At 73.0% G+C, this 23,260-nt stretch carries 25 protein-coding genes; 13 read left to right on the top strand and 12 right to left on the bottom strand.

Annotated elements, in window-relative coordinates; genetic code table 11:
- The first annotated feature begins 114 nt into the window (after nt 1–114).
- From groL to ACEZDG_RS08880, 3 genes are all read left to right on the top strand, one after another.
- Nucleotides 115–1,737, top strand: coding sequence for a chaperonin GroEL (groL, locus tag ACEZDG_RS08890; protein ID WP_380505022.1), 1,623 nt, complete (start codon nt 115–117; stop codon nt 1,735–1,737).
- Nucleotides 1,738–1,856: 119 nt separating this feature from the next.
- Nucleotides 1,857–2,231 carry a hypothetical protein gene (locus ACEZDG_RS08885; RefSeq protein WP_380505019.1) on the top strand — a complete coding sequence of 125 codons (375 nt, stop codon included), beginning with the start codon at nt 1,857–1,859 and terminating at the stop codon, nt 2,229–2,231.
- Nucleotides 2,228–2,491 (top strand): DUF4031 domain-containing protein, encoded by a 264-nt coding sequence (locus tag ACEZDG_RS08880; protein WP_380505016.1) that lies wholly within the window; start codon nt 2,228–2,230, stop codon nt 2,489–2,491. The genes ACEZDG_RS08885 and ACEZDG_RS08880 overlap by 4 nt, the downstream gene beginning before the upstream one ends.
- A 72-nt stretch (nt 2,492–2,563) precedes the next feature.
- Here the strand turns inward: ACEZDG_RS08880 and ACEZDG_RS08875 are convergent, their stop codons facing one another.
- Nucleotides 2,564–3,229: an HD domain-containing protein gene (locus tag ACEZDG_RS08875; protein WP_380505013.1), complete on the bottom strand. Its 666-nt coding sequence runs from the start codon at nt 3,227–3,229 to the stop codon at nt 2,564–2,566.
- Between the two features lie 95 nt (nt 3,230–3,324).
- On the opposite strand from ACEZDG_RS08875, the gene ACEZDG_RS08870 reads away from it, so the two are divergent.
- Nucleotides 3,325–4,029 (top strand): copper homeostasis protein CutC, encoded by a 705-nt coding sequence (locus tag ACEZDG_RS08870; protein ID WP_380505010.1) that lies wholly within the window; start codon nt 3,325–3,327, stop codon nt 4,027–4,029.
- Nucleotides 4,030–4,045: 16 nt separating this feature from the next.
- Here the strand turns inward: ACEZDG_RS08870 and ACEZDG_RS08865 are convergent, their stop codons facing one another.
- Nucleotides 4,046–6,214, bottom strand: a complete 2,169-nt coding sequence (locus ACEZDG_RS08865) for a HelD family protein (protein ID WP_380505007.1) — start codon at nt 6,212–6,214, stop codon at nt 4,046–4,048.
- A gap of 323 nt (nt 6,215–6,537) precedes the next feature.
- On the opposite strand from ACEZDG_RS08865, the gene ACEZDG_RS08860 reads away from it, so the two are divergent.
- Together ACEZDG_RS08860 and ACEZDG_RS08855 are read left to right on the top strand one after the other, a co-directional pair.
- On the top strand, nt 6,538–6,723 hold the full coding sequence (locus ACEZDG_RS08860) for a hypothetical protein (RefSeq protein ID WP_380505004.1): 186 nt from the start codon (nt 6,538–6,540) through the stop codon (nt 6,721–6,723).
- A gap of 148 nt (nt 6,724–6,871) precedes the next feature.
- Nucleotides 6,872–7,525, top strand: coding sequence for a DUF4232 domain-containing protein (locus tag ACEZDG_RS08855; RefSeq protein ID WP_380505001.1), 654 nt, complete (start codon nt 6,872–6,874; stop codon nt 7,523–7,525).
- Between the two features lie 79 nt (nt 7,526–7,604).
- On the opposite strand, the gene ACEZDG_RS08850 is transcribed toward ACEZDG_RS08855, so the two are convergent.
- Nucleotides 7,605–9,257: a DNA repair helicase XPB gene (locus ACEZDG_RS08850; protein ID WP_380504998.1), complete on the bottom strand. Its 1,653-nt coding sequence runs from the start codon at nt 9,255–9,257 to the stop codon at nt 7,605–7,607.
- A 355-nt stretch (nt 9,258–9,612) separates the two neighbouring features.
- Between ACEZDG_RS08850 and ACEZDG_RS08845 the strand changes: the two genes are divergently transcribed.
- From ACEZDG_RS08845 to ACEZDG_RS08830, 4 genes are all read left to right on the top strand, one after another.
- On the top strand, nt 9,613–9,801 hold the full coding sequence (locus ACEZDG_RS08845; RefSeq protein ID WP_380504995.1) for a hypothetical protein: 189 nt from the start codon (nt 9,613–9,615) through the stop codon (nt 9,799–9,801).
- Nucleotides 9,785–10,315 carry a DUF6879 family protein gene (locus ACEZDG_RS08840; protein ID WP_380504992.1) on the top strand — a complete coding sequence of 177 codons (531 nt, stop codon included), beginning with the start codon at nt 9,785–9,787 and terminating at the stop codon, nt 10,313–10,315. The genes ACEZDG_RS08845 and ACEZDG_RS08840 overlap by 17 nt, the downstream gene beginning before the upstream one ends.
- Entirely contained in the window at nt 10,312–11,142 is an 831-nt protein-coding gene (locus tag ACEZDG_RS08835) for a helix-turn-helix domain-containing protein (RefSeq protein ID WP_380504989.1), read from the top strand. Before ACEZDG_RS08840 ends, ACEZDG_RS08835 begins: the two co-directional genes overlap by 4 nt.
- Nucleotides 11,143–11,207: 65 nt before the next feature.
- On the top strand, nt 11,208–11,414 hold the full coding sequence (locus ACEZDG_RS08830; protein ID WP_380504986.1) for a hypothetical protein: 207 nt from the start codon (nt 11,208–11,210) through the stop codon (nt 11,412–11,414).
- A gap of 172 nt (nt 11,415–11,586) precedes the next feature.
- Here the strand turns inward: ACEZDG_RS08830 and ACEZDG_RS08825 are convergent, their stop codons facing one another.
- The 3 genes from ACEZDG_RS08825 to ACEZDG_RS08815 all read right to left on the bottom strand — a co-directional run bounded on the left by ACEZDG_RS08825 (nt 11,587) and on the right by ACEZDG_RS08815 (nt 16,122).
- Entirely contained in the window at nt 11,587–14,109 is a 2,523-nt protein-coding gene (locus ACEZDG_RS08825; RefSeq protein WP_380504983.1) for a helicase-associated domain-containing protein, read from the bottom strand.
- 130 nt (nt 14,110–14,239) lie between these two features.
- Nucleotides 14,240–15,640 carry a PH domain-containing protein gene (locus ACEZDG_RS08820; RefSeq protein WP_380504980.1) on the bottom strand — a complete coding sequence of 467 codons (1,401 nt, stop codon included), beginning with the start codon at nt 15,638–15,640 and terminating at the stop codon, nt 14,240–14,242.
- Nucleotides 15,637–16,122, bottom strand: a complete 486-nt coding sequence (locus tag ACEZDG_RS08815) for a PH domain-containing protein (protein ID WP_380504977.1) — start codon at nt 16,120–16,122, stop codon at nt 15,637–15,639. Before ACEZDG_RS08815 ends, ACEZDG_RS08820 begins: the two co-directional genes overlap by 4 nt.
- Nucleotides 16,123–16,200: 78 nt before the next feature.
- On the opposite strand from ACEZDG_RS08815, the gene ACEZDG_RS08810 reads away from it, so the two are divergent.
- Entirely contained in the window at nt 16,201–17,283 is a 1,083-nt protein-coding gene (locus tag ACEZDG_RS08810) for a hypothetical protein (RefSeq protein ID WP_380504974.1), read from the top strand.
- Between the two features lie 163 nt (nt 17,284–17,446).
- On the opposite strand, the gene ACEZDG_RS08805 is transcribed toward ACEZDG_RS08810, so the two are convergent.
- Both ACEZDG_RS08805 and ACEZDG_RS08800 read right to left on the bottom strand, forming a co-directional pair.
- Nucleotides 17,447–18,361, bottom strand: coding sequence for a class I SAM-dependent methyltransferase (locus tag ACEZDG_RS08805; protein ID WP_380504971.1), 915 nt, complete (start codon nt 18,359–18,361; stop codon nt 17,447–17,449).
- A gap of 66 nt (nt 18,362–18,427) precedes the next feature.
- Nucleotides 18,428–19,417 carry an ABC transporter substrate-binding protein gene (locus ACEZDG_RS08800; RefSeq protein WP_380504968.1) on the bottom strand — a complete coding sequence of 330 codons (990 nt, stop codon included), beginning with the start codon at nt 19,415–19,417 and terminating at the stop codon, nt 18,428–18,430.
- 73 nt (nt 19,418–19,490) lie between these two features.
- Here ACEZDG_RS08800 and ACEZDG_RS08795 point away from each other — a divergent pair, with 73 nt between their 5' ends.
- The gene (locus ACEZDG_RS08795) at nt 19,491–20,111 is read left to right on the top strand and encodes an HAD family hydrolase (protein ID WP_380504964.1); all 621 of its coding nucleotides are present in this window, start codon (nt 19,491–19,493) and stop codon (nt 20,109–20,111) included.
- On the opposite strand, the gene ACEZDG_RS08790 is transcribed toward ACEZDG_RS08795, so the two are convergent.
- Nucleotides 20,068–20,325: a hypothetical protein gene (locus ACEZDG_RS08790; RefSeq protein ID WP_380504961.1), complete on the bottom strand. Its 258-nt coding sequence runs from the start codon at nt 20,323–20,325 to the stop codon at nt 20,068–20,070. The genes ACEZDG_RS08795 and ACEZDG_RS08790 overlap by 44 nt on opposite strands.
- Nucleotides 20,326–20,616: 291 nt before the next feature.
- On the opposite strand from ACEZDG_RS08790, the gene ACEZDG_RS08785 reads away from it, so the two are divergent.
- Nucleotides 20,617–21,000: a cold-shock protein gene (locus ACEZDG_RS08785; protein ID WP_380504958.1), complete on the top strand. Its 384-nt coding sequence runs from the start codon at nt 20,617–20,619 to the stop codon at nt 20,998–21,000.
- Nucleotides 21,001–21,038: 38 nt separating this feature from the next.
- Here ACEZDG_RS08785 and ACEZDG_RS08780 read toward each other — a convergent pair whose 3' ends face one another.
- Genes ACEZDG_RS08780 through ACEZDG_RS08770 form a run of 3 tightly spaced genes read right to left on the bottom strand, consistent with a single transcriptional unit; the run spans nt 21,039 to nt 23,202 of the window.
- A complete protein-coding gene (locus ACEZDG_RS08780) occupies nt 21,039–21,902 on the bottom strand; it encodes a 1,4-dihydroxy-6-naphthoate synthase (RefSeq protein WP_380504955.1) in 864 nt (287 codons plus the stop codon).
- A gap of 44 nt (nt 21,903–21,946) precedes the next feature.
- Nucleotides 21,947–22,639, bottom strand: a complete 693-nt coding sequence (locus ACEZDG_RS08775) for a futalosine hydrolase (RefSeq protein WP_380504952.1) — start codon at nt 22,637–22,639, stop codon at nt 21,947–21,949.
- A 35-nt stretch (nt 22,640–22,674) separates the two neighbouring features.
- Complete coding sequence (locus ACEZDG_RS08770; protein WP_380504949.1) at nt 22,675–23,202, bottom strand: hypothetical protein; 528 nt, start codon at nt 23,200–23,202, stop codon at nt 22,675–22,677.
- Nucleotides 23,203–23,260: the final 58 nt, after the last annotated feature.

Below are 23,260 nucleotides of genomic sequence, written 5' to 3'. Positions count from 1 at the left end.
CCGGGTAGGTGAGGCTCCGGACGCGACGGGAAGTGACCGTCGTAGGCCGGGACCGTCCGTCGCGGGCGCCAGCGCGGTCCACACGCAGCCACCCTGTCCGGGAGGACCACTTCCATGGCCAAGATCATTGCGTTTAACGAGGAAGCTCGTCGCGGCCTTGAGCGCGGGATGAACCAGCTCGCCGACGCTGTCAAGGTCACGCTCGGCCCCAAGGGCCGCAACGTCGTCCTGGAGAAGAAGTGGGGCGCCCCCACGATCACCAACGACGGTGTCTCCATCGCCAAGGAGATCGAGCTCGAGGACCCGTACGAGAAGATCGGTGCCGAGCTCGTCAAGGAGGTCGCCAAGAAGACGGACGACGTCGCGGGCGACGGCACCACCACCGCCACCGTGCTGGCCCAGGCGCTCGTGCGCGAGGGCCTGCGCAACGTCGCCGCGGGTGCCAACCCGATGGCGCTGAAGCGCGGCATCGAGAAGGCCGTCGCGGCCGTCTCCGCCCAGCTCCTCGAGCAGGCGAAGGACGTGGAGACCAAGGAGCAGATCGCCTCCACCGCCTCCATCTCCGCCGCTGACCCCCAGATCGGCGAGCTCATCGCCGAGGCGATGGACAAGGTCGGCAAGGAAGGCGTCATCACCGTCGAGGAGTCGCAGACCTTCGGTCTGGAGCTCGAGCTCACCGAGGGCATGCGCTTCGACAAGGGCTTCATCTCGGCGTACTTCGCCACCGACCTGGAGCGTATGGAGACCTCGTTCGAGGACCCCTACATCCTGATCGCCAACTCCAAGATCGGCGGGGTCAAGGACCTGCTCCCGATCCTGGAGAAGGTCATGCAGTCCGGCAAGCCGCTGCTGATCATCGCCGAGGACGTCGAGGGCGAGGCCCTGTCGACCCTGGTCGTCAACAAGATCCGCGGCACCTTCAAGTCCGTCGCCGTCAAGGCCCCGGGCTTCGGTGACCGTCGCAAGGCCATGCTCGGCGACATCGCCATCCTCACCGGTGGCACGGTCATCTCCGAGGAGGTCGGCCTCAAGCTGGAGAACGCCGGTCTTGAGCTGCTCGGCCGCGCCCGCAAGGTCGTCATCACCAAGGACGAGACCACCATCGTCGACGGTGGCGGCGAGAGCGACCAGGTCGCCGGCCGGGTCAACCAGATCCGCGCCGAGATCGAGAACAGCGACTCGGACTACGACCGCGAGAAGCTCCAGGAGCGCCTGGCGAAGCTCGCGGGCGGCGTGGCCGTCATCAAGGCCGGCGCCGCGACCGAGGTCGAGCTCAAGGAGCGCAAGCACCGCATCGAGGACGCCGTTCGCAACGCGAAGGCGGCCGTCGAGGAGGGCATCGTCGCCGGTGGTGGCGTTGCGCTGCTGCAGGCTTCGGTGATCTTCGAGAAGCTGGAGCTGGAGGGCGACGAGGCCACCGGTGCCAACATCGTCAAGGTCGCCCTTGAGGCCCCGATCAAGCAGATCGCCTTCAACGCCGGCCTCGAGGGCGGCGTCGTGGTGGAGAAGGTCCGCAACCTGCCCTACGGCCACGGCCTGAACGCCGCGACCGGCGAGTACGTGGACCTGATCGCGGCCGGCATCATCGACCCGGCCAAGGTCACCCGCTCCGCCCTGCAGAACGCGGCCTCCATCGCCGCGCTCTTCCTCACCACCGAGGCGGTCATCGCCGACAAGCCCGAGAAGGCCGGTGCCCCCGCGGGCGGCGGCATGCCGGGCGGTGACATGGACTTCTGATCCTGACCCTCCCGGTCGGATCGGCAGTTCGGCAGTACCCGCGTACGAGGCGGCTCTCCCTTCGGGGAGGGCCGCCTCGTTGCGTCCCGGGCGCTTGCCTGGTTTGGGACAATGGGGGGATGGACGACTCCGAAAGCTCGAACCCAGGCATCGAAGCCGCGCTGCACACCGCCCGGGCGGGCGTGCTGCGGGACCTGGCGACCCGTGACGTCGCCGACGCCACCGTCGTCTCGCTGCTGGAGGACGCGGTGGCCCAGCGCCGCTGGTGGGTGGAACAGTGGCCGGCCGGCGCCGAGTTCCTGCTCGGCCTGGTCGCCCAGGACATCCAGGACGCCCTGCTGGAGGCCTACGGCCGCTGGCCGCTCTGCGGGTCCTGCGCGGTCGAGGGCGAGCTGCAGGCGCTCAGTGTGGACCCGGAGCTGGGGCCCGACCCGCACTGGGTGTGCGAGAAGGAGGGCATCGTGATCGCCCCGGTCGGAGCGCTCCAGGCATGATCCTGATCGACCCCCCGACCTGGCCCGGGCACGGACGGCTCTGGTCGCACCTGGTCAGCGACGTCTCCTACGACGAACTGCATGCGTTCGCGCGGCGGCTGGAGATCCCCGAGCGGGGGTTCGAGCGCGACCACTACGACGTTCCCGAACGGCTGTACGCGGCGGCGGTGGCGGCCGGGGCGGTGCAGGTGTCCAGTCGGGAGGTGGTGGCCCGGCTCACCTCTGCGGGGCTGCGGCGGAGGAAGGGTGCGGCGTTGTAGGGGGTTGCTGTTCGCGCAGTTCCCCGCGCCCCCCACGCCTGGGGGCGCGGGGAACTGCGCGAACAAGAGCCACTACGAACGCAGGGCGTCCAGTTCCGCCCCGAGGTTGCTCCGGGCCGCAGCGTCGTAACGCGCTCGCGCAGCCGCCGTGCGGAACAGCGTCGGCAGCCCCAGCAGCTGTTCGAGGATCTGCGCCCGCCCCGCCCGGAACGCCTTCTCCGGCACGAACCCGTACTCCTCCCGTACCGCCGCGGCGTAGGCCGCGTACGCCGCCGGGTCGCGGCCCAGGACGGCGAGGTCCGCGTCGCACAGCAGCTCGCCGTGGCGGTCGCCCGGGGCGGGGTCGTGACCGGTCGTCAGCCGGACCAGTCGGGCGGACTCGGCCACCAGCGCAGCCGGAACCCCTGCTTCCGGCAGAACCCGCTCCGCGAGCCTCGCGCTGCGCTCCTCGTTCTCGGACCGGTCCGGCGCGTACACGGCGTCGTGGAACCAGGCGCCGAGGCGGACCGCGTCGGCGTCCTCGCCCGGCTCGGCGAGTTCGTCGACCGCGTCCAGGACGGCCGCCAGATGGGTGAGCGTGTGGTACCGCCGTTGGGGCTCTGACCAGCGGCGCAGCAGTTCGTCGCCGAAGGCGGCCGGGGGTGGGGAACCGGGGGTGACGACCCGTTCGAGCAGGGCGGTCCAGCGGTCCAGCAGGGCGGCGGCAAGCTCGGCGTCAGGATGCGGAGACGTTGGCATGACGCCATTGTGGGGCAGAAGGGCGTAGAAGTTTGCGCGATCAAGGGCTGTTCAGGACTCGCCGCGAAGCGGCCGGATATGGCAGGCTAAGCAATATGTCTAGACCAATCTTCGAGGTTATCGCCACGTCCGCCCAGGATGCGGTGGCAGCAGCTGCCGGTGGTGCCGACCGCCTGGAGCTGGCCGTCGACATGGGCGCCGACGGGCTCACCCCGTCGGTGGAGGAGTTCGCCCGGATCCGCGCCGCCGTGCACATCCCGCTCCGGGTGATGCTGCGCGACCGCGACGGCTTCCGGCCGCGCGACCTCGACCAGCTCTCCGCCACCGCGCAGGCGCTGCGGGCCGAGGGCGCGGAGGAGTTCGTGTTCGGGTTCCTCACCCCCGAGGGCACCGTCGACCTGGAGGCGGTCCGTACCGTCCTGGACGCGATCCCCGGCTGCAGCTGGACCTTCCACCGGGCGCTGGACAACGCCGCGGACCGGGCCTCGGTGCGGGCCGCGATCGACGGCCTGCCGGGCCTGGACACCGTGCTGACGGCCGGTTCGGCCGCGGGCGTGGCCGCCGGCATCGACGTGCTCGCGGCCGAGTCCGCGCGGTCCGGCGAGCCCGGCTACCGGCCGCAGATCCTGGTCGGCGGCGGTCTCAAGGCCGACCAGGTCCCCGGGCTCCGGGCGCTGGGCATCGCCGGCTTCCACGTCGGCGGGATGGTCCGCAAGGCGGGCTGGGACGGGCCGGTGGACACCGGCCTGGTGCAGCAGTGGCGCCGCCTGGTCGACGCCGACGCCCACGCGGCGGCGTAGGCGCCGAAGGCCCGGCCTACACCCGCAGCGCGGCCGGCAGGTCGCGGGAGTGCAGCACGGTCAGTCCTGAGACCGGGCGGGTCAGGCAGACGTACAGCCGGCGCAGGCCGGTCCGGCGGTCGGGCTCGCCGTCCACGATGGCGGCGGGCTCGTCCAGGACCACGTAGTCGTACTCCAGGCCCTTGGCGAGGGTGGCCGGGACCAGGGTGAGCCGGGACTCGGCGGTGGTCTCGGTGCCGGGGTCCAGGTGCGGCAGGCCGGCCGCGTCCAGCGCGGCGGCCAGCAGCGGGATCCGGGCGTCGGCGGCGATCAGGCCGACCGAGCCCTCCTGCCGCAGCGTCTCCCGGCAGGCGGCGACGACGGCGTCGGTGAGCGCGGCCGGGGCCGCGGGCGGGGTCAGCGCCGAGGCGGCGTCCAGGGCGGCCGAATCGTCCGCGGCGGAGTCGTCCGGGGACGGGCCGGCGGGAGAGATCCGGCGGACGGTGAGCGCGCCCCGGGACTCCCGGACCGACTCGGCCGGGGCCAGGTCGGGGGCGATCCCCGGCAGCAGCCGGGAGGCGTAGCCGATGACCTCGCTCGGCACCCGGAAGGTCTTGGTCAGCGCCTCGACCCGGGAGCCCGGCTTGCCCAGGTGCTCCAGCGCCTCGGCCCAGCTCGCGGTGGCCCACGGGGTGGTGCCCTGGGCGATGTCGCCGAGCACGGTCGCGGAGCCGGTGGTGCAGCGGCGGCCGACGGCGCGGTACTGCATCGGGGAGAGGTCCTGGGCCTCGTCCAGGACCACATGGCCGAGCGAGTGGGTCCGCTCCACCAGGTCCCTGGCCTCGTCGATGAGCACGGCGTCGGCGAGCGACCAGGGCGCGGTGCGGAGGCTGCGCGGGGGCTTGGGCCAGAGCACGGTGCGCTGCTCGTCCGGGGTGAGGATGCCGTCGGCGCACGCGGCCAGGAACTCCGGGTCGGAGAGCAGCCGGAACACCAGCTTGGCCGGGTCGACCGCCGGCCAGGCCGCCTTGACCGCCGCCTTCACCGCGGGGTTGCGGGCCACCGCGTCCTGGACCCGGTCGTCCGGGGCCTCGCCGCCGTTCTCCATCTTGACCAGCACGGCGTGCGCGATCCGCTGCGGCAGGGCGGCCAGGGCGGCCCCGTAGCGGATGTCACGGTCCATCAGTTCCTGGACCAGTTCCTCCAGTTCGTAGGCCGGGACGCGCCAGCGGCGGGAGCCGCGGACCACCACGCAGGGCTCGGTCGGCAGCCGGATGCCGGAGCGGACGGCGCGCTGCAGCACCGCGGCCATCCGGGCGTCGCCCTTGACCACGGCGGTGTCGGCCGGGTCGGCGCCGGCGACCGCGACATGGGAGACCAGCTCCTCGACCGTGGCCTGGGCCACGTCCAGCTCGCCCAGGGCGGGCAGCACCTGCTCGATGTAGTGCAGGAAGGAGCGGTTCGGCCCGATCACCAGGGTGCCGGTGCGGGCCAGCCGCTCACGGTGCGCGTACAGCAGGTAGGCGACGCGGTGCAGGCCGACGGCGGTCTTGCCGGTGCCCGGAGCGCCCTGGACGCAGACCGTGCCGTGGATGTCGGCCCGGACGATCTCGTCCTGCTCCGGCTGGATGGTGGCGACGATGTCGCGCATCGGGCCGACGCGGGGGCGCTCGATCTCGGCGGCCAGCAGGGCGCTGGCGGTGTCCAGCTCGGCCGGGTCGGTGAGGTGCTCGTCCTCGTAGGCGGTCAGCTCGCCGCCGGTGTAGCCGAAGCGGCGGCGCAGGCCGACGTCCAGCGGGTCCTTGCGGCTGGCGCGGTAGAAGGGCTGGGAGACGGGGGCGCGCCAGTCGATGACCATCGGGTCGCCGTGGCCGTCGTGGACGTGCCTGCGGCCGATGTAGAACTGCTCGTCGCGGCGGTCCCCGGCGCCGTCCAGGCCCGGGGCGTGCAGGTAGTCCAGGCGGCCGAAGAAGAGCGGGGTGTGGGCCAGGTCGGCCAGGGCCTTGATCCGGTCGGACATCTCGCGCTGCAGGATCGCGGCGTTCACCCAGTTCCCGGTGACGTCCGACAGGTCGAGCGACTCGACGTCCGCGCGCATGGCGCGGAGGGCGGCCCTGGAGGCCGCGAGGTGGGCGCGTTCGCGCTGCAACGGATCGGGCGACGGATCGGGCGACGACGACTGGTCGGCGGAAGCGTGCGCGGGCATGAGGAAGCCTTCCCGGCTGCGTGGGCACCGGGGGTGTCCGCGGTGCGCAGCGGTCTCAAAGATCGTGCGATGGAGTTTGAGAGCCGCCCGGTACCGGCCGGGCGGCGCACTCCCCGGCTCCTGGGCGGAGGGGAAGGCGGCAGACCGAGCATCCTAGACCTGGTGGCCGGTCGAGCGCGAACGGGTTTTCGCCGGCCCCGGACCTCGGGGAAAACCCTGAGCCGAGGAGGAGCGCGGATACCCCGCAGGTAGGACATCCCGGGAGGCGCCGGCTCGGTCTCCGGGGCGACGCCCCGGCGGGGCCGGATGCCTACGGTGGAGTCATGGCTACTGTGCAGATGAACCCCAAGGCCGAGCGGCTCGGCAGCACCAAGGCCGCACACCACGACGAGCGGCAGAACCACCACCCGGTCCGCACCGCGCTGCGCGGCACGGTCGTCTTCCTGGACACCGCCTGGCGGGTGGTGCTGCTCGGCCCCGACGGCGTCGAGGCCGGCAAGCGCGTCTGATACCTGTTTGGGACATGGCAACAGCTCTGTCACCAGCGGCGACATCAGTGGACTTTCCATTTGATCACCCATCAGACTCCGTAGCAGGAGATCGCGGAGAGATCGCGGTCGCAGCGTCTGGTGGGGGATTCCGATGAGCGTTCGACGGATGGCTGTAGTGGCCTCGTGCGTACTGGCGGCCGGTGTCGCGTTGAGCGGCTGCAGTGCGACGGCGAGCGGCACGGTGGCGGCGGGCTCTTCCGGCTCGGCGCCCGCGGCGAGTTCCGCACCCGCGGTGAGTGCCGCGCCCGTTGCGAGCACCGCTCCGGCCGGCGGGTCCGGCTCCGCCCCGGCGGGCGTCTCCACCCCCGCCGCGAGCCCGGCTCCGGTCGCCGCCGGTGCGGCCCGGTGCACCACCGCGAACCTGGGCTTCACCGACGGTCCCGACAACGGCCCGCAGGCGGTCGGCGACACCGAGGCGGCCCGGGTGGTCAAGCTCACCAACAGGGGCGGCAGCAGCTGCACCCTCTACGGCTTCCCCGGCGTGGACCTGAAGACCAACGCCGGCACGCTCTCCGTGTCCCGCAGCAAGAAGTCCTCGCAGCGGATCACCCTCAAGCCCGGCGGCAGCGCCCTGATCACCATCACCTACCCGGTGAACACCGGCGGCGGCAGCGGCATCAGGGTCGATTCCATGGTGATCACCCCGCCCGGCGAGACCCACTCCCACACCATGGCCTGGGCGGAGGGCAGCTTCCCGGTGGAGGACGGCTCCGGGCACTCGGTGCTGGAGGTCGACCCGGTGACCTCCTTCTCGGGGTGACGGCGGGTCGTAACGTGACGACCGGTCAGGACGTGACGCCCGGTCAGGATGTGACGCTTGGTCAGGACATGACGGCTGGTCAGACGTCCTCGCCCGCGAGGATGTCGTCGGCGTCCACGATCCGGTAGGCGTAGCCCTGTTCGGCCAGGAAGCGCTGCCGGTGCGCGGCGAAGTCCTGGTCGATGGTGTCCCGGGCGACCACTGAGTAGAAGTGGGCGGTGTGCCCGTCCGCCTTGGGGCGGAGCACCCGGCCCAGCCGCTGCGCCTCCTCCTGGCGCGAGCCGAAGGTCCCGGACACCTGGATGGCGACGGTCGCCTCCGGCAGGTCGATGGAGAAGTTGGCGACCTTGGACACCACCAGGACGGTGATCTCGCCGTTCCGGAAGGCGTCGAAGAGCTTCTCCCGCTGCGGGTTGGTGGTCTCGCCCTTGATCACTGGGGCGTCCAGCTCCAGGCCCAGCTCGTCCAGCTGGTCGATGTACTGGCCGATGACCAGGGTCGGGATGCCCCGGTGCTTCTCCACCAGGGCCTTGGTGACCCTGCGCTTGCTGGCCGTGGTGGCGCAGTAGCGGTAGCGCTCCTCCGGCTCGGCGGTGGCGTAGGCGAGCCGCTCGGTGTCGGTCAGGGTGACCCGGACTTCGCAGCAGTCGGCCGGGGCGATGTAGCCCTGGGCCTCGATCTCCTTCCACGGGGCGTCGAAGCGCTTGGGACCGATCAGCGAGAACACGTCGCCCTCGCGGCCGTCCTCGCGGACCAGGGTCGCGGTCAGGCCGAGCCGGCGGCGGGCCTGCAGGTCGGCGGTGAAGCGGAAGATCGGCGCGGGCAGCAGGTGCACCTCGTCGTAGACCACCAGGCCCCAGTCCCGGGAGTCGAACAGCTCCAGGTGGGCGTAGACGCCCTTCCGCTTGGTGGTCATCACCTGGTAGGTGGCGATGGTGACCGGGCGGATCTCCTTGCGGGTGCCGCTGTACTCGCCGATCTCCTCCTCGGTCAGCGAGGTGCGCTTCACCAGCTCGTGCTTCCACTGCCGGGCCGAGACGGTGTTGGTGACCAGGATCAGCGTGGTCGCCTTGGCGGTCGCCATCGCCGCCGCGCCGACCAGGGTCTTGCCGGCCCCGCAGGGCAGCACCACGACACCGGAGCCGCCGTGCCAGAAGCCCTCCACCGCCTGCTGCTGGTACGGGCGCAGCTGCCAGCCGGTCTGGTCCAGCTCGATCGGGTGCGCCTCGCCGTCCACGTACCCGGCCAGGTCCTCGGCCGGCCAGCCGAGCTTCAGCAGCACCTGCTTGATCTGCCCGCGCTCGGACGGGTGCACCGCCACGCTGTCGGCGTCCAGCCGGGCCCCCACCAGCGGGATCACCTTCTTGGAGCGCAGGATCTCCTCCAGCACCGGGCGGTCGGTGGTGGTCAGCACCAGCCCGTGCACCGGGTGCTTGCTCAGGGTCAGCCGCCCGTAGCGGGCCATGGTGTCGGCGACGTCCACCAGCAGCGCGTGCGGCACCGGGTAGCGCGAGTAGGTGACCAGGGCGTCGACGACCTGCTCGGCGTCGTGCCCGGCGGCACGGGCGTTCCACAGGCCCAGCGGGGTCACCCGGTAGGTGTGCACATGCTCGGGGGCCCGCTCCAGCTCGGCGAACGGGGCGATGGCCCGGCGGCAGTCACCGGCCTTGGGGTGGCCGGTCTCCAGGAGCAGGGTCTTGTCGGACTGGACGATGAGCGGGCCGTCGTTCACGAGCGGAGCCTCCGGAGGTCGAGCACAGGGCAGACCCTCCAGTGTGCCAGCCCGGCGTCGGAAGCAGGCACGGGTAATCTCCTGGACCCTAGTCGGCCAGTTCGGCGACGCCGGTGCGGGGCAGTGCGCGGGCGGTACGGGACGGGGCGGCGGCAGGGTCGCGGTGGGCGACGGTGGCCGCGCGGTCGCCGGCGCTGACGGCGGGCGTCCACCGGTCCGGCCCCGGGCCTTGCCGGTCCGCGTGGTGCGATGGCTCGCCATGATCAGTTTCCAGTAACCGAAACTCCAGCTACTTGCACCACCCCGCGCCGAGTCGGGAGCATCGAATGCGACACCAGCCAACGAGGGGCGAGTCGTGAAACTCACGAAGCTAGTTGGATGCGACGAAGGCGAGTGCCCGTCCGTGTACCTCACCGATCGGGGGACGTACGCCTTCCAAGGGACGCACCTCATCGAGCACGGACGAGACATCCCCGCTCACGAAGCCATGGTCGAGATCCCCATTGACCTGATCCGGAAGGCCATCAGTGACGGAGTCCTCTAAGAACCTCGGTGCGATGTTCGCCGAGTTCAAGCGGGAAGCGTTCCGGCTGGAGACGCTGGACGACTACGGCCAGTCCGGCGGCGTCGACGCCTACCGGGCCTTCCTGGCGGGGGAGGAGCAGCCGGAGGGCTACAGGACGGCCGGGTGGGTGACTACGGTCGCCGACGCCACTGGAGCCGGCAAGCGCCTGTACCGGGTGCACATCGTGTCCCGTCCGCTGACTGACTACCTGCGATTCGAGTTGGCGTGGGGGTACCACCGGAACATGGCGGCCGGTGAGGAGTTCTTCATCCTGGACACCACTGACCAGCCGAACCCGATCCCGGAAGCTCCCGACTTCTGGGCATTCGATGATGAGTCCGTCGCTGCCATGAGCTATGACGGCTTCGGGAAGTACCTCGGTGTGGAGTGGTACGAGGATGACGAGCGCCTGGCCGAGTTCCAGCGGTACCGGGACACCGCCCTGGCTCACGCCGTGCCGTTCACCGAATGGTGGGCAGCGTTCGGCGAGTGAACAGATCTGAACTCGGCGCAGCGTTGCGGGCACTTCGGCAGGCATCCGAGAAGGAGGCCAAGGCCGTCGCCCGTAGCGCTGTCATGTCCACCAGCAAGCTGAGCAAGATCGAGAACGGTCACACCGCCCCGACCGTTGGCGACGTGGAGCGCATCCTTACCGCCATAGGCGTCTCGGAAGCGGTGAAGGCTGAGTACATGGCTGCTGCCCGGGCAGAGGCCACGGAGGCGACTGCCTGGCGGTTGTACCGTCGCTTGGGGTTTCACCGGAAGCAGCAGCAGATCAGGGCGCTGGACGCGACCATGGGTCTGATGAGGCTCTTTCAGCCTTCTCTGATCCCGGGACTTTTGCAGACGCCGGAGTATGCGCGGGCCGTGTTCGCCCGGAAGGACCTCACCGAGGAGCAGTTGTCTCGGGCCGTCAGCGGGCGCCTTGATCGTCAGCGGGTTCTCTACGACGCTGGGAAGGACCTGCGGTTCGTCATCACGGAACCCGTCCTCAGATGGGAACTGGTTCCGGCTCCGATGATGGCCGGGCAATTGGATCGCCTCATCTCCGTTTCCAGGCTCCCTAACGTGGATGTGCGGGTGGTGCCTCTCGCCGGGTGTCACGCCGATGTGCCTGGGCACTCGTTCGTGATCCGCGATGACCGGTCCGTGACTGTGGAGACTGTGCACGCCGAGCTGATCGTGACCGACCCTCGGGACATCGCCACCTATGTATCGAAGTTCGACGGATTCGCAGGTGAGGGGCTATCCGGTGACGCCATGCGGGTCATGGTGGAGAGCATTCGGGAGGGCTTCTTGCGGGAACAGGAAACACCCTAGATTCGGCCGGCTCCGTGCCCGGATGCTGAGTCCTCCAGTGCATCCCGCAAGGAGGGCGACAGTCCATGGCCGATATTGAGAATGACCCGTACCGGTTGGCCATCGTCGCTGCCGAGCGGCTACGGGCCGCCATGGCGATACACGGCCTTGCGATTCCTTCCCTGCGTGGCAGTCACCCGGCGCGTGACGTCCCGTTCGTGGAACTGGGTGGTTGCTCTGCCCAGGTGGCCGAGGGACTCGCCGCCGTCCTGGAGAAGGCGGAGCCCCGGTGAGCGCCGGACGCTCCGGGGCCTGCTACGACGACAGTGCTCCGCAGCTCCATGCAATCTGCACTGGCCGGTACACCCGCCAGTTGCCCACGTCGTCCCCCGAGACGCACACCTGCGGCTGTCCCTGCCACCGCACCGGTACCCGGCTCAACTCGCTTGCTGCGAAGCACCGTTCTTAGTCGGCCAGTTCGGCTACGCCGGTGATGCGGTGCAGGCTGAAGGTGCGGACCTCTTCGCGGAGGTGGTCGTAGGCGGTGACGAAGCCGCCGCCGACCTGTTTCGGCTCGACCACGCGCTGGCTGGCCGCGCCGTCGGCGTTGACGTAGCCGATCCAGACCGGTTCGCCGGTCATGGTGGCGGCCTGCAGCGCGGCCAGGGTGTCGGCGGCGCTGGTGCGGGGCAGGGCGCGGGCGGTGCGGGACGGGGCGGCGGCGGCCGGGTCCGCGGCCGGGTCGCGGTGGGCGACGGTGGCCGCGCGGTCGCCGGCCCTGACCGCCTTCACCGCCGCGCCCAGCAGGCCGTCGCCGACCGGGGGCGGCCCGTCGGAGACCGGGACCGGGGCGCTGCGCGGGGGCGTGCGCAGGGCGTCCGGGCGGGAGATCAGCACATCGCCGTCCGGGGACTCCGCCGCCGGCGCGTAGCCCATCGCGCGCAGGGTGGTCAGCAGCGTGCCGGGGTCGGCCTGGGCCGCCAGCACGGTCGGGGCCAGCCGCCGCAGCCGCAGCTGGGCGGCCCTGCGGTCGGCCAGCAGCTCGCCCAGCAGCGCGTCGTCGTCGCAGCGCAGGTACGCGGACGCGCCGCCGACCCGGAGCACCCCGTGCCGCCGGGCCACGTCGTCGATCAGATAGCTGAGCGGCTGCGGGACCGGGGTGCGGGAGTGCCGGGCCAGGAAGGAGTGCAGCTCGGCGGCGCTGCGCCCGGCGTCCAGCGCGCGGCGGACCGAGTCCGGGGTGAAGCGGTAGACGGTCGCGCCGCCCTTGGACTCGATGTCCGCGGCGACGGCCAGGGTCTGCGCCAGCGGGGTGTGCAGCGGGCCCGGCGCGATGGCGGTGAGGTCGGGCTGCAGGATGACGTGGTCCAGCGGCTCGGGCAGCAGCGGCTGCAGCAGTGGCAGCGGGTCGCCGCCGTCCAGCAGCCGCCGGGTGTGCGCGGCGAGGGCGCCGCGGCCGGTGAGGCCGAGCAGCTCGGCCTCGGTCAGGGTCCAGCCGACCAGCCGGTCCCGGACCGAGCCGCCGCGCAGCGGGCTGCGCCAGCGCAGGTGGGCCAGCAGGGAGGCGCGGTCGGCGGCGGCCCCGGCGGGCAGCCCGGCGGCCAGGGCGAGCACGCTGTGCCGCAGCTCGGGGGCTGACGGCCGGTCAAGGTCGTTGCCGAGCGCCGCCAGCACCTTGTCCTTGGCGTCCCTGCTGCCGACCAGGGCGGCGACCCGGCTGTTCGCCAGCCAGCTGCGGACCAGCAGCAGCCAGCGGTCGCCGACCGGCTGCCGGAGCCACTCGTCGAACAGGGGTGTCGGCGCCCAGCGCTCGGCGGTGGCGCCGTCGGCGGCCAGCAGTCCGGCGCCGTAGGCGAGTTCCAGCCAGAACGCGGTCTCCGGCTCCGGCAGGTCGAGCGCGGTCGCGGTGCGGCGCAGCTCGCGAACGCCGAGGCCGCCGGTGCGCAGCACCACCGGGGCGTCGGTGCTCCACAGGTCGAGCACCTCCTCGACGGTGCGGACGGCGGTGAACGCCTGGGCCGCGGCGGCGCGGTCCACCTGCGCGGGGTCGTGCGCGGTCGCCGCGGTGACGGCCGGCGGCCGGGGCTCGACGGCGCTGTGCGCACGCCCCCCGCGCAGGTGCAGCGCCACCTCGCGCGGCAGCACCACGTTCTCCCGGCCCGCGGGCAGCAGGATGCCACGCGCCTGCAGCCACTCGACCGGGGTGCGGGCATCGGCGGCGCGGACCGCGCGCGGCGGGGACGCCCCGTACGGCGGGCCCCACATCAGCCGGCGCAGCACGTCCTTGACCCCGGGCGGGGCCTCGGCGAGCAGGGCGGTGGCGCGGGGGCGGTCCTGGAACAGCGCGGCCAGCGCGGCGACGGCGCTGACCGGGTCGTGGGTGGCCGGCAGCCCGGCGTCGGCGAGGATCTCCTGCAGCCGCCCGGGGGAGAGCTTGGCGATCGCCGCGGCCTCGGCGAAGGTCGGCCCGAGGCCGGTCGGGCCGGGGGTGCCGTTGACCGGCTGCAGTACGTCGCGGGCGGTGCGGACCAGCCGCAGCTGGTCGTCCCCGCCCCAGACCAGCGCCTGCGCGCGGAGCACGGCCAGCGCCCCGGGGAGGGCCTTGACCACGGCCCTGGTATCGGTGTCCGGGTCCGGGACGGTGCCGGTGAGCAGGTCGCGCAGGGTGTCCTGGGGGCAGATGTCCGGGGCGACGGCCAGGGCCTCGGCGGTCTGCAGGGCGAACTGGTCCAGCCGCTCCAGTGCCCGGACCACCGAGGCCCGGGTGGACAGCCGGGTGGACAGCTGGGTCAGGTCGCTGGGCACCGGGTGCAGCAGGTCGGGACGGGCCCGGAGCAGCTCGGCCAGTCCCTCGTCGGACCGGGCCCGCAGCTCCTCGGCCAGGGTGCGCGGCGCGGCGGGCGGCTGCCGCCGCGCCGCGGCGGCACGCGGGGCGGCGGCGCGCGTGGCGCGTGGCGCGGGGGTGGCGCTGCTCGGGCTGCTGCTCATCCGACCCAGGCTAGCCGGTCGGCCGGAAAACCTGGACTGCCCGGCGAGGGGTTCGGGTGGAGGGCTCAGGCGGAGGGTTCGGGCAGAGGGTTCGGGCGGGGGGCTCAGGCGAGGGGTTCGGGCGCGGGGCTCAGGCGGACGGCGGGGCGGCCTCGGGCCCGGCCGGGGCCGCTGCCGCCCTCCCGGACATCCAGCGGGCCGGCAGGTCGGTGCGGCGGCCGATCCTGGACCGTTCGGCCTGGGCGGCGAGCAGTTCCTCGGCCTGGTCCAGGCCGCGCAGCCGGGCGACCACCTTCACCGGCCCCTCGGTGGAGTGCAGCCGGACGCTCGCCAGCCGCAGCCAGGAGGTCAGCGGGTTCTGGGTGAGCGCCAGGCTCTGCACCTTGGCGTGCGGTATCAGCTCGGTGCGCCGCCGGACCAGGCCCTTGCGGCTGACGAACACCAGTCCGTCCGCACCGCAGCCGGAGCGGGACCAGAACAGCGGCGCCAGCAGCCGGGCCCGGCGCGGCGGCGGGGTCAGTACTACCTGGTCCAACCGCACGCCGGGCAGGATCCGCTCCAGCAGCTCCAGCGCCTCGGCCCGCGGGCCCACCGGCAGCAGCACCGCCGAGTTGTTCTTGCCCGCGACATTGATCTCCACCCGGGCCCAGCCGAACCGCCGCCACAGCAGCGGCTCCTCGATCCGCACCGCCTGTACCCGGCCCGGCGGGACGGTGTGGTGCCGGTGCTCCAGCAGCCCGGCGCTGATCCGCAGCCCGTCCGGGGAGTCGGCCAGGGTGAAGGCGAAGGACTTGGCGAAGCGGTTGAAGGTGGTGTGCCACACCCCGAGCAGCATCGGCACGGCGGTGACCAGCCCGGCCCAGCTCCCGGCGGCCAGCAGCGGGACCGACAGCAGCACGGCGAAGCCCAGGGTCGCCCAGGGCGCCAGCGACAGGGCGATGGACGCCAGCAGCTTCCCGGTGTCCAGCTGGAACAGCACCCGCTCGGGGGCCTCGCCCGCGGTCGGCTCGACCCCGGCCGCCCGGGCCAGCAGTTCGGCGCGCAGCTGCGCGGCCTGACGCACCGACAGGTACTCCAGGGTGGACTTGTCCTTCTCGCCGCCGGCCAGGTCGAACTTCAGCACCGCGAGACCGGTCAGCCGGGCCGGCAGCGGGCGGACCACGTCGATGCTCTGCACCCGGTCGAGCCGCAGGTGTCGGGTGCGGCGGAACAGCACCCCGCTCTCCACCCGCAGCTGCTCCTCCTCGATCCGGTAGCGGGTGAAGTGCCAGGACAGGAAGCCGTAGCCGAGCGCGACCGGGACCAGCACCAGCAGGCCGAGGCCGGCCCGGTCCGGGGTGAGGTGCCGGGCCAGGTCCTGCAGGTTGCGGGCCAGGAAGTAGAGCACGGCGGCGACCACGGCCCAGCCGCGCAGCAGCGGGGTGAGCGGATGCAGCCGGCGGTAGTCCGGCCCGGCCGGCGCGCCCGCCGCCGGACCGGCCGCCGCCGCTGCCGGGATCGGGGCCGGGGCCGGGACCTGGGCCGGGTTCACAGCCCCGCCTGACGGGACTCGCCGCGCTCGGCCAGGGTGTCCCGCAGCCGCTCGGCCTCGGCCGGGAGCAGCCCGGGGATGCGGGCGCTGGTGTGCTCGGTGGCGGTGTGCAGCTGGACCGAGGCCACTCCGAAGGCCCGCTCCAGCGGCCCGGCCTCCACGTCCACCGCCTGCATCCGCCCGTAGGGGACCACCAGCTGCCGCCGCCACAGCACCCCGTGGGTGATCAGCAGGTCGTCCTCGCGCTCGGCGAAGCGCCAGCTGCGCCAGTTTCGGCCAACCGCGTGCCAGCCGGCCGCCGTCAGCGCCAGCGGCAGCAGGGCGAACAGCGCCCAGCCCCACCCCGCCAGCAGACCGGTCAGCACCGCCGCGACCGCGCTCACCAGCAGTCCGAACGCCAGTACCAGCGCCCGGCGCATTCGGCGCAGCTGCGGCGGAAGCGCGTGCCAGAGCGGTTCTGCGGGTACGGAGATGGCATCCATCAGGCCACCCTAAGCTTTCGGTCGCGGGCTTCTCGCGGTTGGGCCCAGGGGTGGGTATTGGGGAGGGTGATCGCCGTTATGGGGATCGAGAGCGACCAGGTGGTCTACGACTACCTCAGCAGGGTGGGCGACCTGGCCCAGGCCACGTCGCTGACCGCGGCCGAACGGGCCCGCCTGGTCTCCGGGCTGCGCGAGACCATCGACACCCGGCGCGGGGCGTCGGCCGGTACGACCACCGGATCGGTCCGGGGGGAGGCCACGGCGGTGCAGAAGATCCTGTCCGGGATCGGGACCCCGGACGAGGTGGTGCGGCAGGCGGTCAGCGACGGCGTGCCGCAGGGGCGTGAGCGCGGGCGCGAAGGCCCCTCGGTGCCGCGGCAGGCCGAACGCGACGGCAGCGGCAGCGGCAGCGGTGACGGCGGGCTCGGCAGCGGCGCCGGCGGCCGGAGCGGTGCCGCCGGCCGGAGCGGCGGCGGCCAGCGGGGCGGCGGTGCGGACGGCTGGGACCAGGGCGGCGTGTGGGGCTTCGGCGGACCGGACCGGGGGGCCGGCGGGGTGCCGCCGCTGGGCGGCGCCTCGCTCGGTGAGCTGCCGGGCTGGCGGGCCACCTATGAGCGCGACTTCCTCGACCCGGACTACGTCGACCCCGCCGAACGCCGGCGGGTGCCCGCGCAGCGGCTGCCGCCGGAGGAGGAGGGCGGCGCCGACCAGGCCGCGGTCAAGCAGGCCGCCGCGGCCCCGCCGCGCTCGCGGCTGCGCCGGCTCTTCGGCGGCCCGGCGCCGGTGGTCGAGACGGTCGAGGAGGAGCAGGTTGTCGTACTCCGGCGACCGCTGCCGCTGGTGGAGTCGCTGGCCGCGCTGGTGCTGGCCGCCGCGGCCGTGCTCGGCCTCTGGTACGTCGCCCTGCTCGGCTGGCTGCTGGCCTACACCGCCCGCCGGATCGGCCGCAGGGCGGCCCACTTCGCCGGCCTCTGGCTGCCGCTGCTGGCTGCCCTGGCCTGCGCGTCCTGGTTCTACGCGCATGTCCACGGGCAGCCTGCCGGGCATCCGCTGACGGACCCTCAGTTCAAGGCCCTGCTGCGGTCCACCGTCGCCTTCTGGCTCCGCGCGGCGGCGGGCTGCTCCACGGTCTTCCTCGCCTGGCGCATCTCGCGCCGCTAGCGCCTGCCGGCCAACCTTCGCGGCTGCGACACATGCGGCTCCGCCGCATGGGCGCACGCCGTGCGGTGCAGGGCCCTTCGCAGCGGAGCTGCCAGGGCCACGCGGCGGAGCCGCACCCTGTCACCGCGACGGTGGGTACCCGCGAAGACCGGCCGGACAGACGCTACGGCTTCACCGCGGTGGTGTAGTGGATCGGGGTGCGGCGGGTGAGGACGCCGTCCACGGTGAGGGCGTCCAGCTCCGCGAAGGCGGCCTTGCGGGCGTCCTCGCGGCGGTCCTCCGGGATGTGTTCGAGCAGGGCGGCGCGACGGCCGCCGGACCAGAGCGAGGTCCACCACTGCTGCGGCTCGGTGTAGGTGCTGACCTGCTCCTCCTGCACCGTGCTGACCTCGGTGAACCCGGCCCGCTGCAGCAGTTCGGCGATCAGCTCGGGGGTGGCCAGCAGGCCGTTGCCGCCCTGGTTGCGGCTCCACTCACCGGCGCCCGCGGGCCGGCCGGCCGCGGCCAGCGCGGCCAGCAGCGGACGCTGCCAGGCCTCGTCCTCCGGCGCGAAGGTGGTCATCGCGAACCGTCCGCCGGGGACCAGCACCCGGTGGGCGGCGGCCAGCGCGGCGGCCGGGTCCGGGGTGATGAACATCATCAGCCCCGCCAGCACCGCCTCGAAGGAGCGGGCCGGGAAGCCCGGGTCCTCCGCGTCGTCCACCCGTACCGCGACGTTGCGCAGTCGGCGCCGGGCGATCTCGGCGGCGGTGGCCCGCACCATCTCCGGGGAGAGGTCGATCCCGGCGGCGTAGCCGTCGGCGCCCACGGCCTCGGCGGCGGCGAGCAGCACCGCGCCCCGCCCGCAGCCCAGGTCGAGCACCCGGTCGCCCGCCCGCAGCCCGGCGAGCTGTACCAGCCGTCTGCCCACGTTCTCGAAGAAGGAGCCGCCGCCCGAGCCGCTCCCCGCGCCGCTGCTCGAACTGCCCGAGCTGCCCGCGCCGAAGGTGTCCGCGACCAGGTCGAATCCCTGGGCGATATCGGCCTTGCGCCTGACGTCCGAAGGTGTCTGTCCCGCCTGCTCTGCTGTGGTCGGCATCCTGCCATGGTGGAACGGGGTGACCTGGGTCACAAGACCTGGGTCACAACAGGCGTACCGGAATTGTCAGGCCGTCAGGAACTTCTGCAGCTGGGCCAGCACCAGGTTCGCGCCGGTGTAGCCGATCCCCTGGAACCAGAGCTGGTCGTCCACGGCGAAGGCCCGCTGGGTCCTGACCGCCTCCAGCGCCTGCCAGTCCGCGCTGCCGACGGTACGGGCGGTCCCGGCCTTCGCCGGGTCGCCGTAGGTGGCGTAGAACAGCACCGAACCGTCCGCGTCGGCGAGCCGCGCGGTGCCGGCCAGCGGGACGTCGAAGACCGGCCCCGACTGGGCGGGCGGCCGGGCCAGGCCGAGGTCGGCGAGCAGCACACCGAGGAAGTTCTGCCTGGCGTAGAGCCGCGGGGGCTCGCCCTCGACGAAGCGCAGCAGGCTGACCCGCAGGCCGCCGGTCCGGTGCCGGCCGCCCAGCGCGGCGAGGGTGGAGCTCAGCTGCTGCGCATAGCCCTGGGTGACCAGATCGGCGGAGGCCCGCAGGTTGAGGGCCTGGGCATGGGTCTGGAAGTTCTGCTTCCAGGTGTAGCCGCTGCTCGCGGTGAGCACCGTCGGCGCGATCGCCGACAGGCTCTCGTAGCGGCCCCCGTCGCAGGGCTGGTTGGAGAGGATCAGATCCGGCCGCAGGCCGGTGACCAGGTCGAGGTCGGGCTCGCCGATCGGGCCGACCTCGCTGATCCCGGCCAGCCGGGCGGCCGGCCAGTAGCCGGGCAGGCCCGGCTCGGCGGCGCCCCTGGCCGCGCCGACCGGGGTGACCCCGAGGGTGAGCGCGGAGTCCAGTTCGGCGGTGTCGAGCACCACCACCCGCTGCGGTGACTGCGGCACGCTGACCTGGCCCTCGGCCGTCCGCACATCGTGCACCGGGACCGGGGCGGGGGAGGTGGCCGCGTTGTTCGAGGTGCCGCCGCTGGTCCTCGGCGGCGCCGAGCCGCAGCCCGCGAGCAGTCCGCCGAGCGCCCCGGCACCGCCGACCAGCAGGCTTCGACGCGGAAGCTGACGGGGCATGAGTTCCTCCGACGAGGGTTATGTCACCTTTCAAGAAGTATGTCCCCTGCCGAGGCACCGTAGGGTTAACAACATGATCGGAAGTACGGCGTTCACCATCGGATTCGACCTGGACATGACCCTGATCGACTCCAGGCCCGGCATCGGCAAGGTCTACGACCTGCTCTCCGCCGAGACCGGGACCTTCATCGACAGCGGCCTCGCGGTTGGCCGGCTCGGCCCGCCGGTCGAGCAGGAACTGGCGCACTGGTTCCCGGCCGAGGGCGTGCGCGAGGCGGCCAACCGCTATCGCGCGCTCTACGCCGACCACGGCGTCGCCGACTGCCTCGCCCTGCCCGGGGCGCACGACGCCCTCGCCGCGGTCCGCAAGCACGGCGGCCGGGCCGTGGTGGTCACCGGCAAGCACACCCCCAACGCCCGGCTGAACCTGGACGCGCTGGACCTGGTCGCGGACGCGCTGCACGGCTCGGTCTTCGGCCCGGAGAAGGGGACGGTGCTGCGCGAGGAGGGCGCCGCGGTCTACGTCGGCGACCACCTCGGCGACATCATGGGCGCCCGCACCGCGGACGCGCTGGCGTTGGCCGTCGCCACCGGCCCCTACAGCGCGGAGGAACTGGCCGCGGCCGGCGCGGACGTGGTCCTGCCGGACCTCACCGCGTTCGCGGAGTGGCTGGATTCGTACCTGCGGCGCTGACCCGCTGGGCCCGGGCCGAGCGCAGCAGCCCGACCAGGGCGACGCCGAAGCCGAGCGGCATCACCATGCTCACGAAGTACGCGGGTGTCGGCAGCCGGCTCAGGCCCAGGAACAGCGGGGTCACCGTGGCGACGGTCGCCACCGCGCCGATGAGGAACAGGATCGCGCCGACCCGGACCAGAGCGTCGCCGGGCCGCGGAGTTTCAGTAGTCACTCTCCAAGGGTATGCACGTCACGCACGGGGATTGCGCCGAGACCGTCCGGAGGCAGCCCCGCGAAGGGATCGGGGGTGTGTCATGACTGCGGCAGAGCAAGGGGCGACAAGGCTCTCGAAACGCGGTCGGCGACCCGCACCCTCCGGTGTCCGCGCGCGGCTCTCCGCGGAAAGCAGTCGATCAACCCGCCTTGAGCCTGGAACAATGGCGCGGCACTGATCTGTACGCGCCACCTTCATCTTCTGTGCTCCACCCTTTCAACCCCATCTCAGCAGCGACGAGGTTCCGGTATGCCCACGGGCAAGGTCAAGTGGTTCAACGGCGAGAAGGGCTTCGGCTTTCTCTCCAGTGACGACGGCGGCGACGTCTTCGTCCACTCCAAGGCGCTGCCCGTCGGGGTCGAAGCACTCAAGCCCGGCCAGCGGGTCGAGTTCGAGGTGATCGCGGGCCACCGCGGGGACCAGGCCCAGAAGGTCACCGTGCTGGAGGACCTGCCGTCGCTGGCCGCGCAGAACCGCCGCAAACCGGATGACCTCGCGCCCATCGTGCAGGATCTGACCACCCTGCTGGAGCGGATCCTGCCGGGGCTGCAGCGCGGGCGCTACCCGGAGAAGCAGGCCGGCCACCAGGTCGCCACCCTGCTCCGCGCGGTCGCGGACCAGCTGGACGTCTGACCCGGACGACCGGCCCGGACGCCCGACCTGGCGGACCGTCAGGGGAAGGCCAGCGCTTCCGGGGCTACCGCCGGGACCAGGCCGGCCGCGGCGGCACGGTCGAGCAGGCCGTGCACCGCCGCGTAGCCGGCCTCGCCGAGGTCCGCGGTGAACTCGTTCACATACAGCGCGATGTGCTGGTCGGCCACGGCCGGGTCCATCTCCTGGGCGTGCGCCAGGACGTAGTCGCGGCTGTCCTCCGGGTGCGCCCAGGCGTGCCGCACGCTGCCGCGGATCGCCTCGGCCAGCTGCCGCAGCCGGTCCTGGCCCAGGTCGCGGCGGGCGATGATCGCGCCGAGCGGGATCGGCAGGCCGGTCGCGGCCTCCCAGGCCTCGCCCATGTCGGCGAGCGAACGCAGGCCGTACTGCTGGTAGGTGAACCGGGCCTCGTGGATGACCAGGCCCGCGTCCACCTTGCCGTCGCGGACGGCCGGCATGATCTCGTGGAACGGCAGCACCACGATCTCCCCGAGCCCGCCGGGGACGGCCTCGGCCGCCCACAGCCGGAACAGCAGATACGCGGTGGAGCGCTCGCTGGGCACCGCGACGGTCTTCCCGGCCAGCTCGGCCGGGTCCGCCGACGCGTCCGGGCCGGTCAGCACCAGCGGGCCGCAGCCGCGTCCCAGCGCGCCGCCGCAGGGCAGCAGGGTGTACTCGTCCAGCACCCAGGGCAGCGCGGCGAAGGAGATCTTCAGCAGGTCCAGCTCGCCGCGCTCGGCCATGCCGTTGGTGATGTCGATGTCGGCGAAGGTCACCTCGGGCGCCACCGGGGCCGGGACCAGGCCGTGCGCCCAGGCATGGAACACAAAGGTGTCGTTGGGGCAGGGCGAGTAGGCGACCTTGAGCACATCCGCGGCAGTCATGCCTTCGACCCTAAACCCTGTGCCGGAGGCTCCGGCCGGTGCGGTCAGCCGAGCCGGTCGTACGGCAGCCGCGCGAAGACCTGTTCCAGCGCGGCGAACGCCTCGCCGATCCGCCAGGCGGCGCGGTCGCGCGGGCCCACAGCATTGGAGACGGCACGCAGCTCCAGCACCGGGGTGCCGTGGCCGGCCGCGGCCTCGGCGACGCCGAAACCCTCCATCGCCTCGCCGACCGCGCCCGGGTGGCGCAGCGTCAGCTCCTCGGCGCGGGCCGCGGTACCGGTCACCGTGGAGACGGTCAGGACCGGGCCGACGGCGGTCGGCAGTCCGGCGGTGCGCAGCGCGGCGGCGACGAGGGCGGAGTGCGCGGTGGCGTGGCGGACCCGGCCGAAGCCCAGCTCGGTGACGGTGGCGAAGCCGTCCGGGGTGTCCGCGCCCAGGTCGGCGGCGACGATGGCCTCGGCGACCAGGGCGCAGCCCAGCGGGGCCAGCGGGGCGAAGCCGCCGGCGATCCCGGCGGAGACCACCAGCTGGTAGGGCTGTGCGGCCAGCGCCAGCGCGGTGGCCGTCCCTGCCGCCGCGGCGGCCGGGCCGACCCCGGCGGCGAGCACGTCCACCGGGCCGCAGCGCCGCAGCAGGTGGCCGCCAGGCAGCGGCGTCTCCACCGGGCCGGTGTGCGGCAGCGCCGCTCGGACGCCACGCAGCACCGCCGCCGCCTCGGGGGCGACGGCGGTGACCACCAGCAGCCGGGGCAGGCCCGGCCGCGGGACCTGGCTCAGGAGACGGTCTTCAGGGTGGCCATCCAGACACCGTAGATGTCGTTGCTGGTGGCGCTCTTGCGCTCGACGATCAGCACGGTGCCCTTGTCGGCCGTGGTGGTGGCCCCGGTGGACTGGTCCGTGTTGGTGGCGAAGACGCCGCTCAGCGGAAGGTTGTTCGCCTGGTACTTGGTGGTCTGCGCCACCAGCGCGCCGGTGCCGCTGGCACTCCAGCCCTTGTCGGTGATCTGCTTGTCCACGCCGATGGTGAAGGTCGTGTTCGGGTGCACCTTGACCGGGGTGGCGGTGTCGGCCGCGCCGATCTTCTGGACCTTCGCCACGCAGGCCGCGAGCTGCTTGGACGTCAGCACCTTGCCGTCGTTGTAGCAGGTGTTGGAGATCGGCACCCAGGTCGACCCCGAGGTCACATAGACCTTGGGCACGGGCTTGCCGACGCTGTTGGCGTGGGCGACGGAGAAGCCGACCGTGAGGGCGCCGACGACGGCGACGGCTCCGAGGGCGGCGACAGCGCGGTTGAGACTCATGGTGCTGAGGCTACCGTCCGCCCGCGATCACGCCACGTCGGGGGCCCGCCGTCCGGCC

Source organism: Streptacidiphilus alkalitolerans, assembly GCF_042511045.1.
GTDB classification, from domain to species: Bacteria; Actinomycetota; Actinomycetes; order Streptomycetales; family Streptomycetaceae; genus Streptacidiphilus; species Streptacidiphilus alkalitolerans.
Note: the sequence above shows the minus strand (reverse complement) of the source record. Positions and strands in the feature narration are given on the sequence as shown.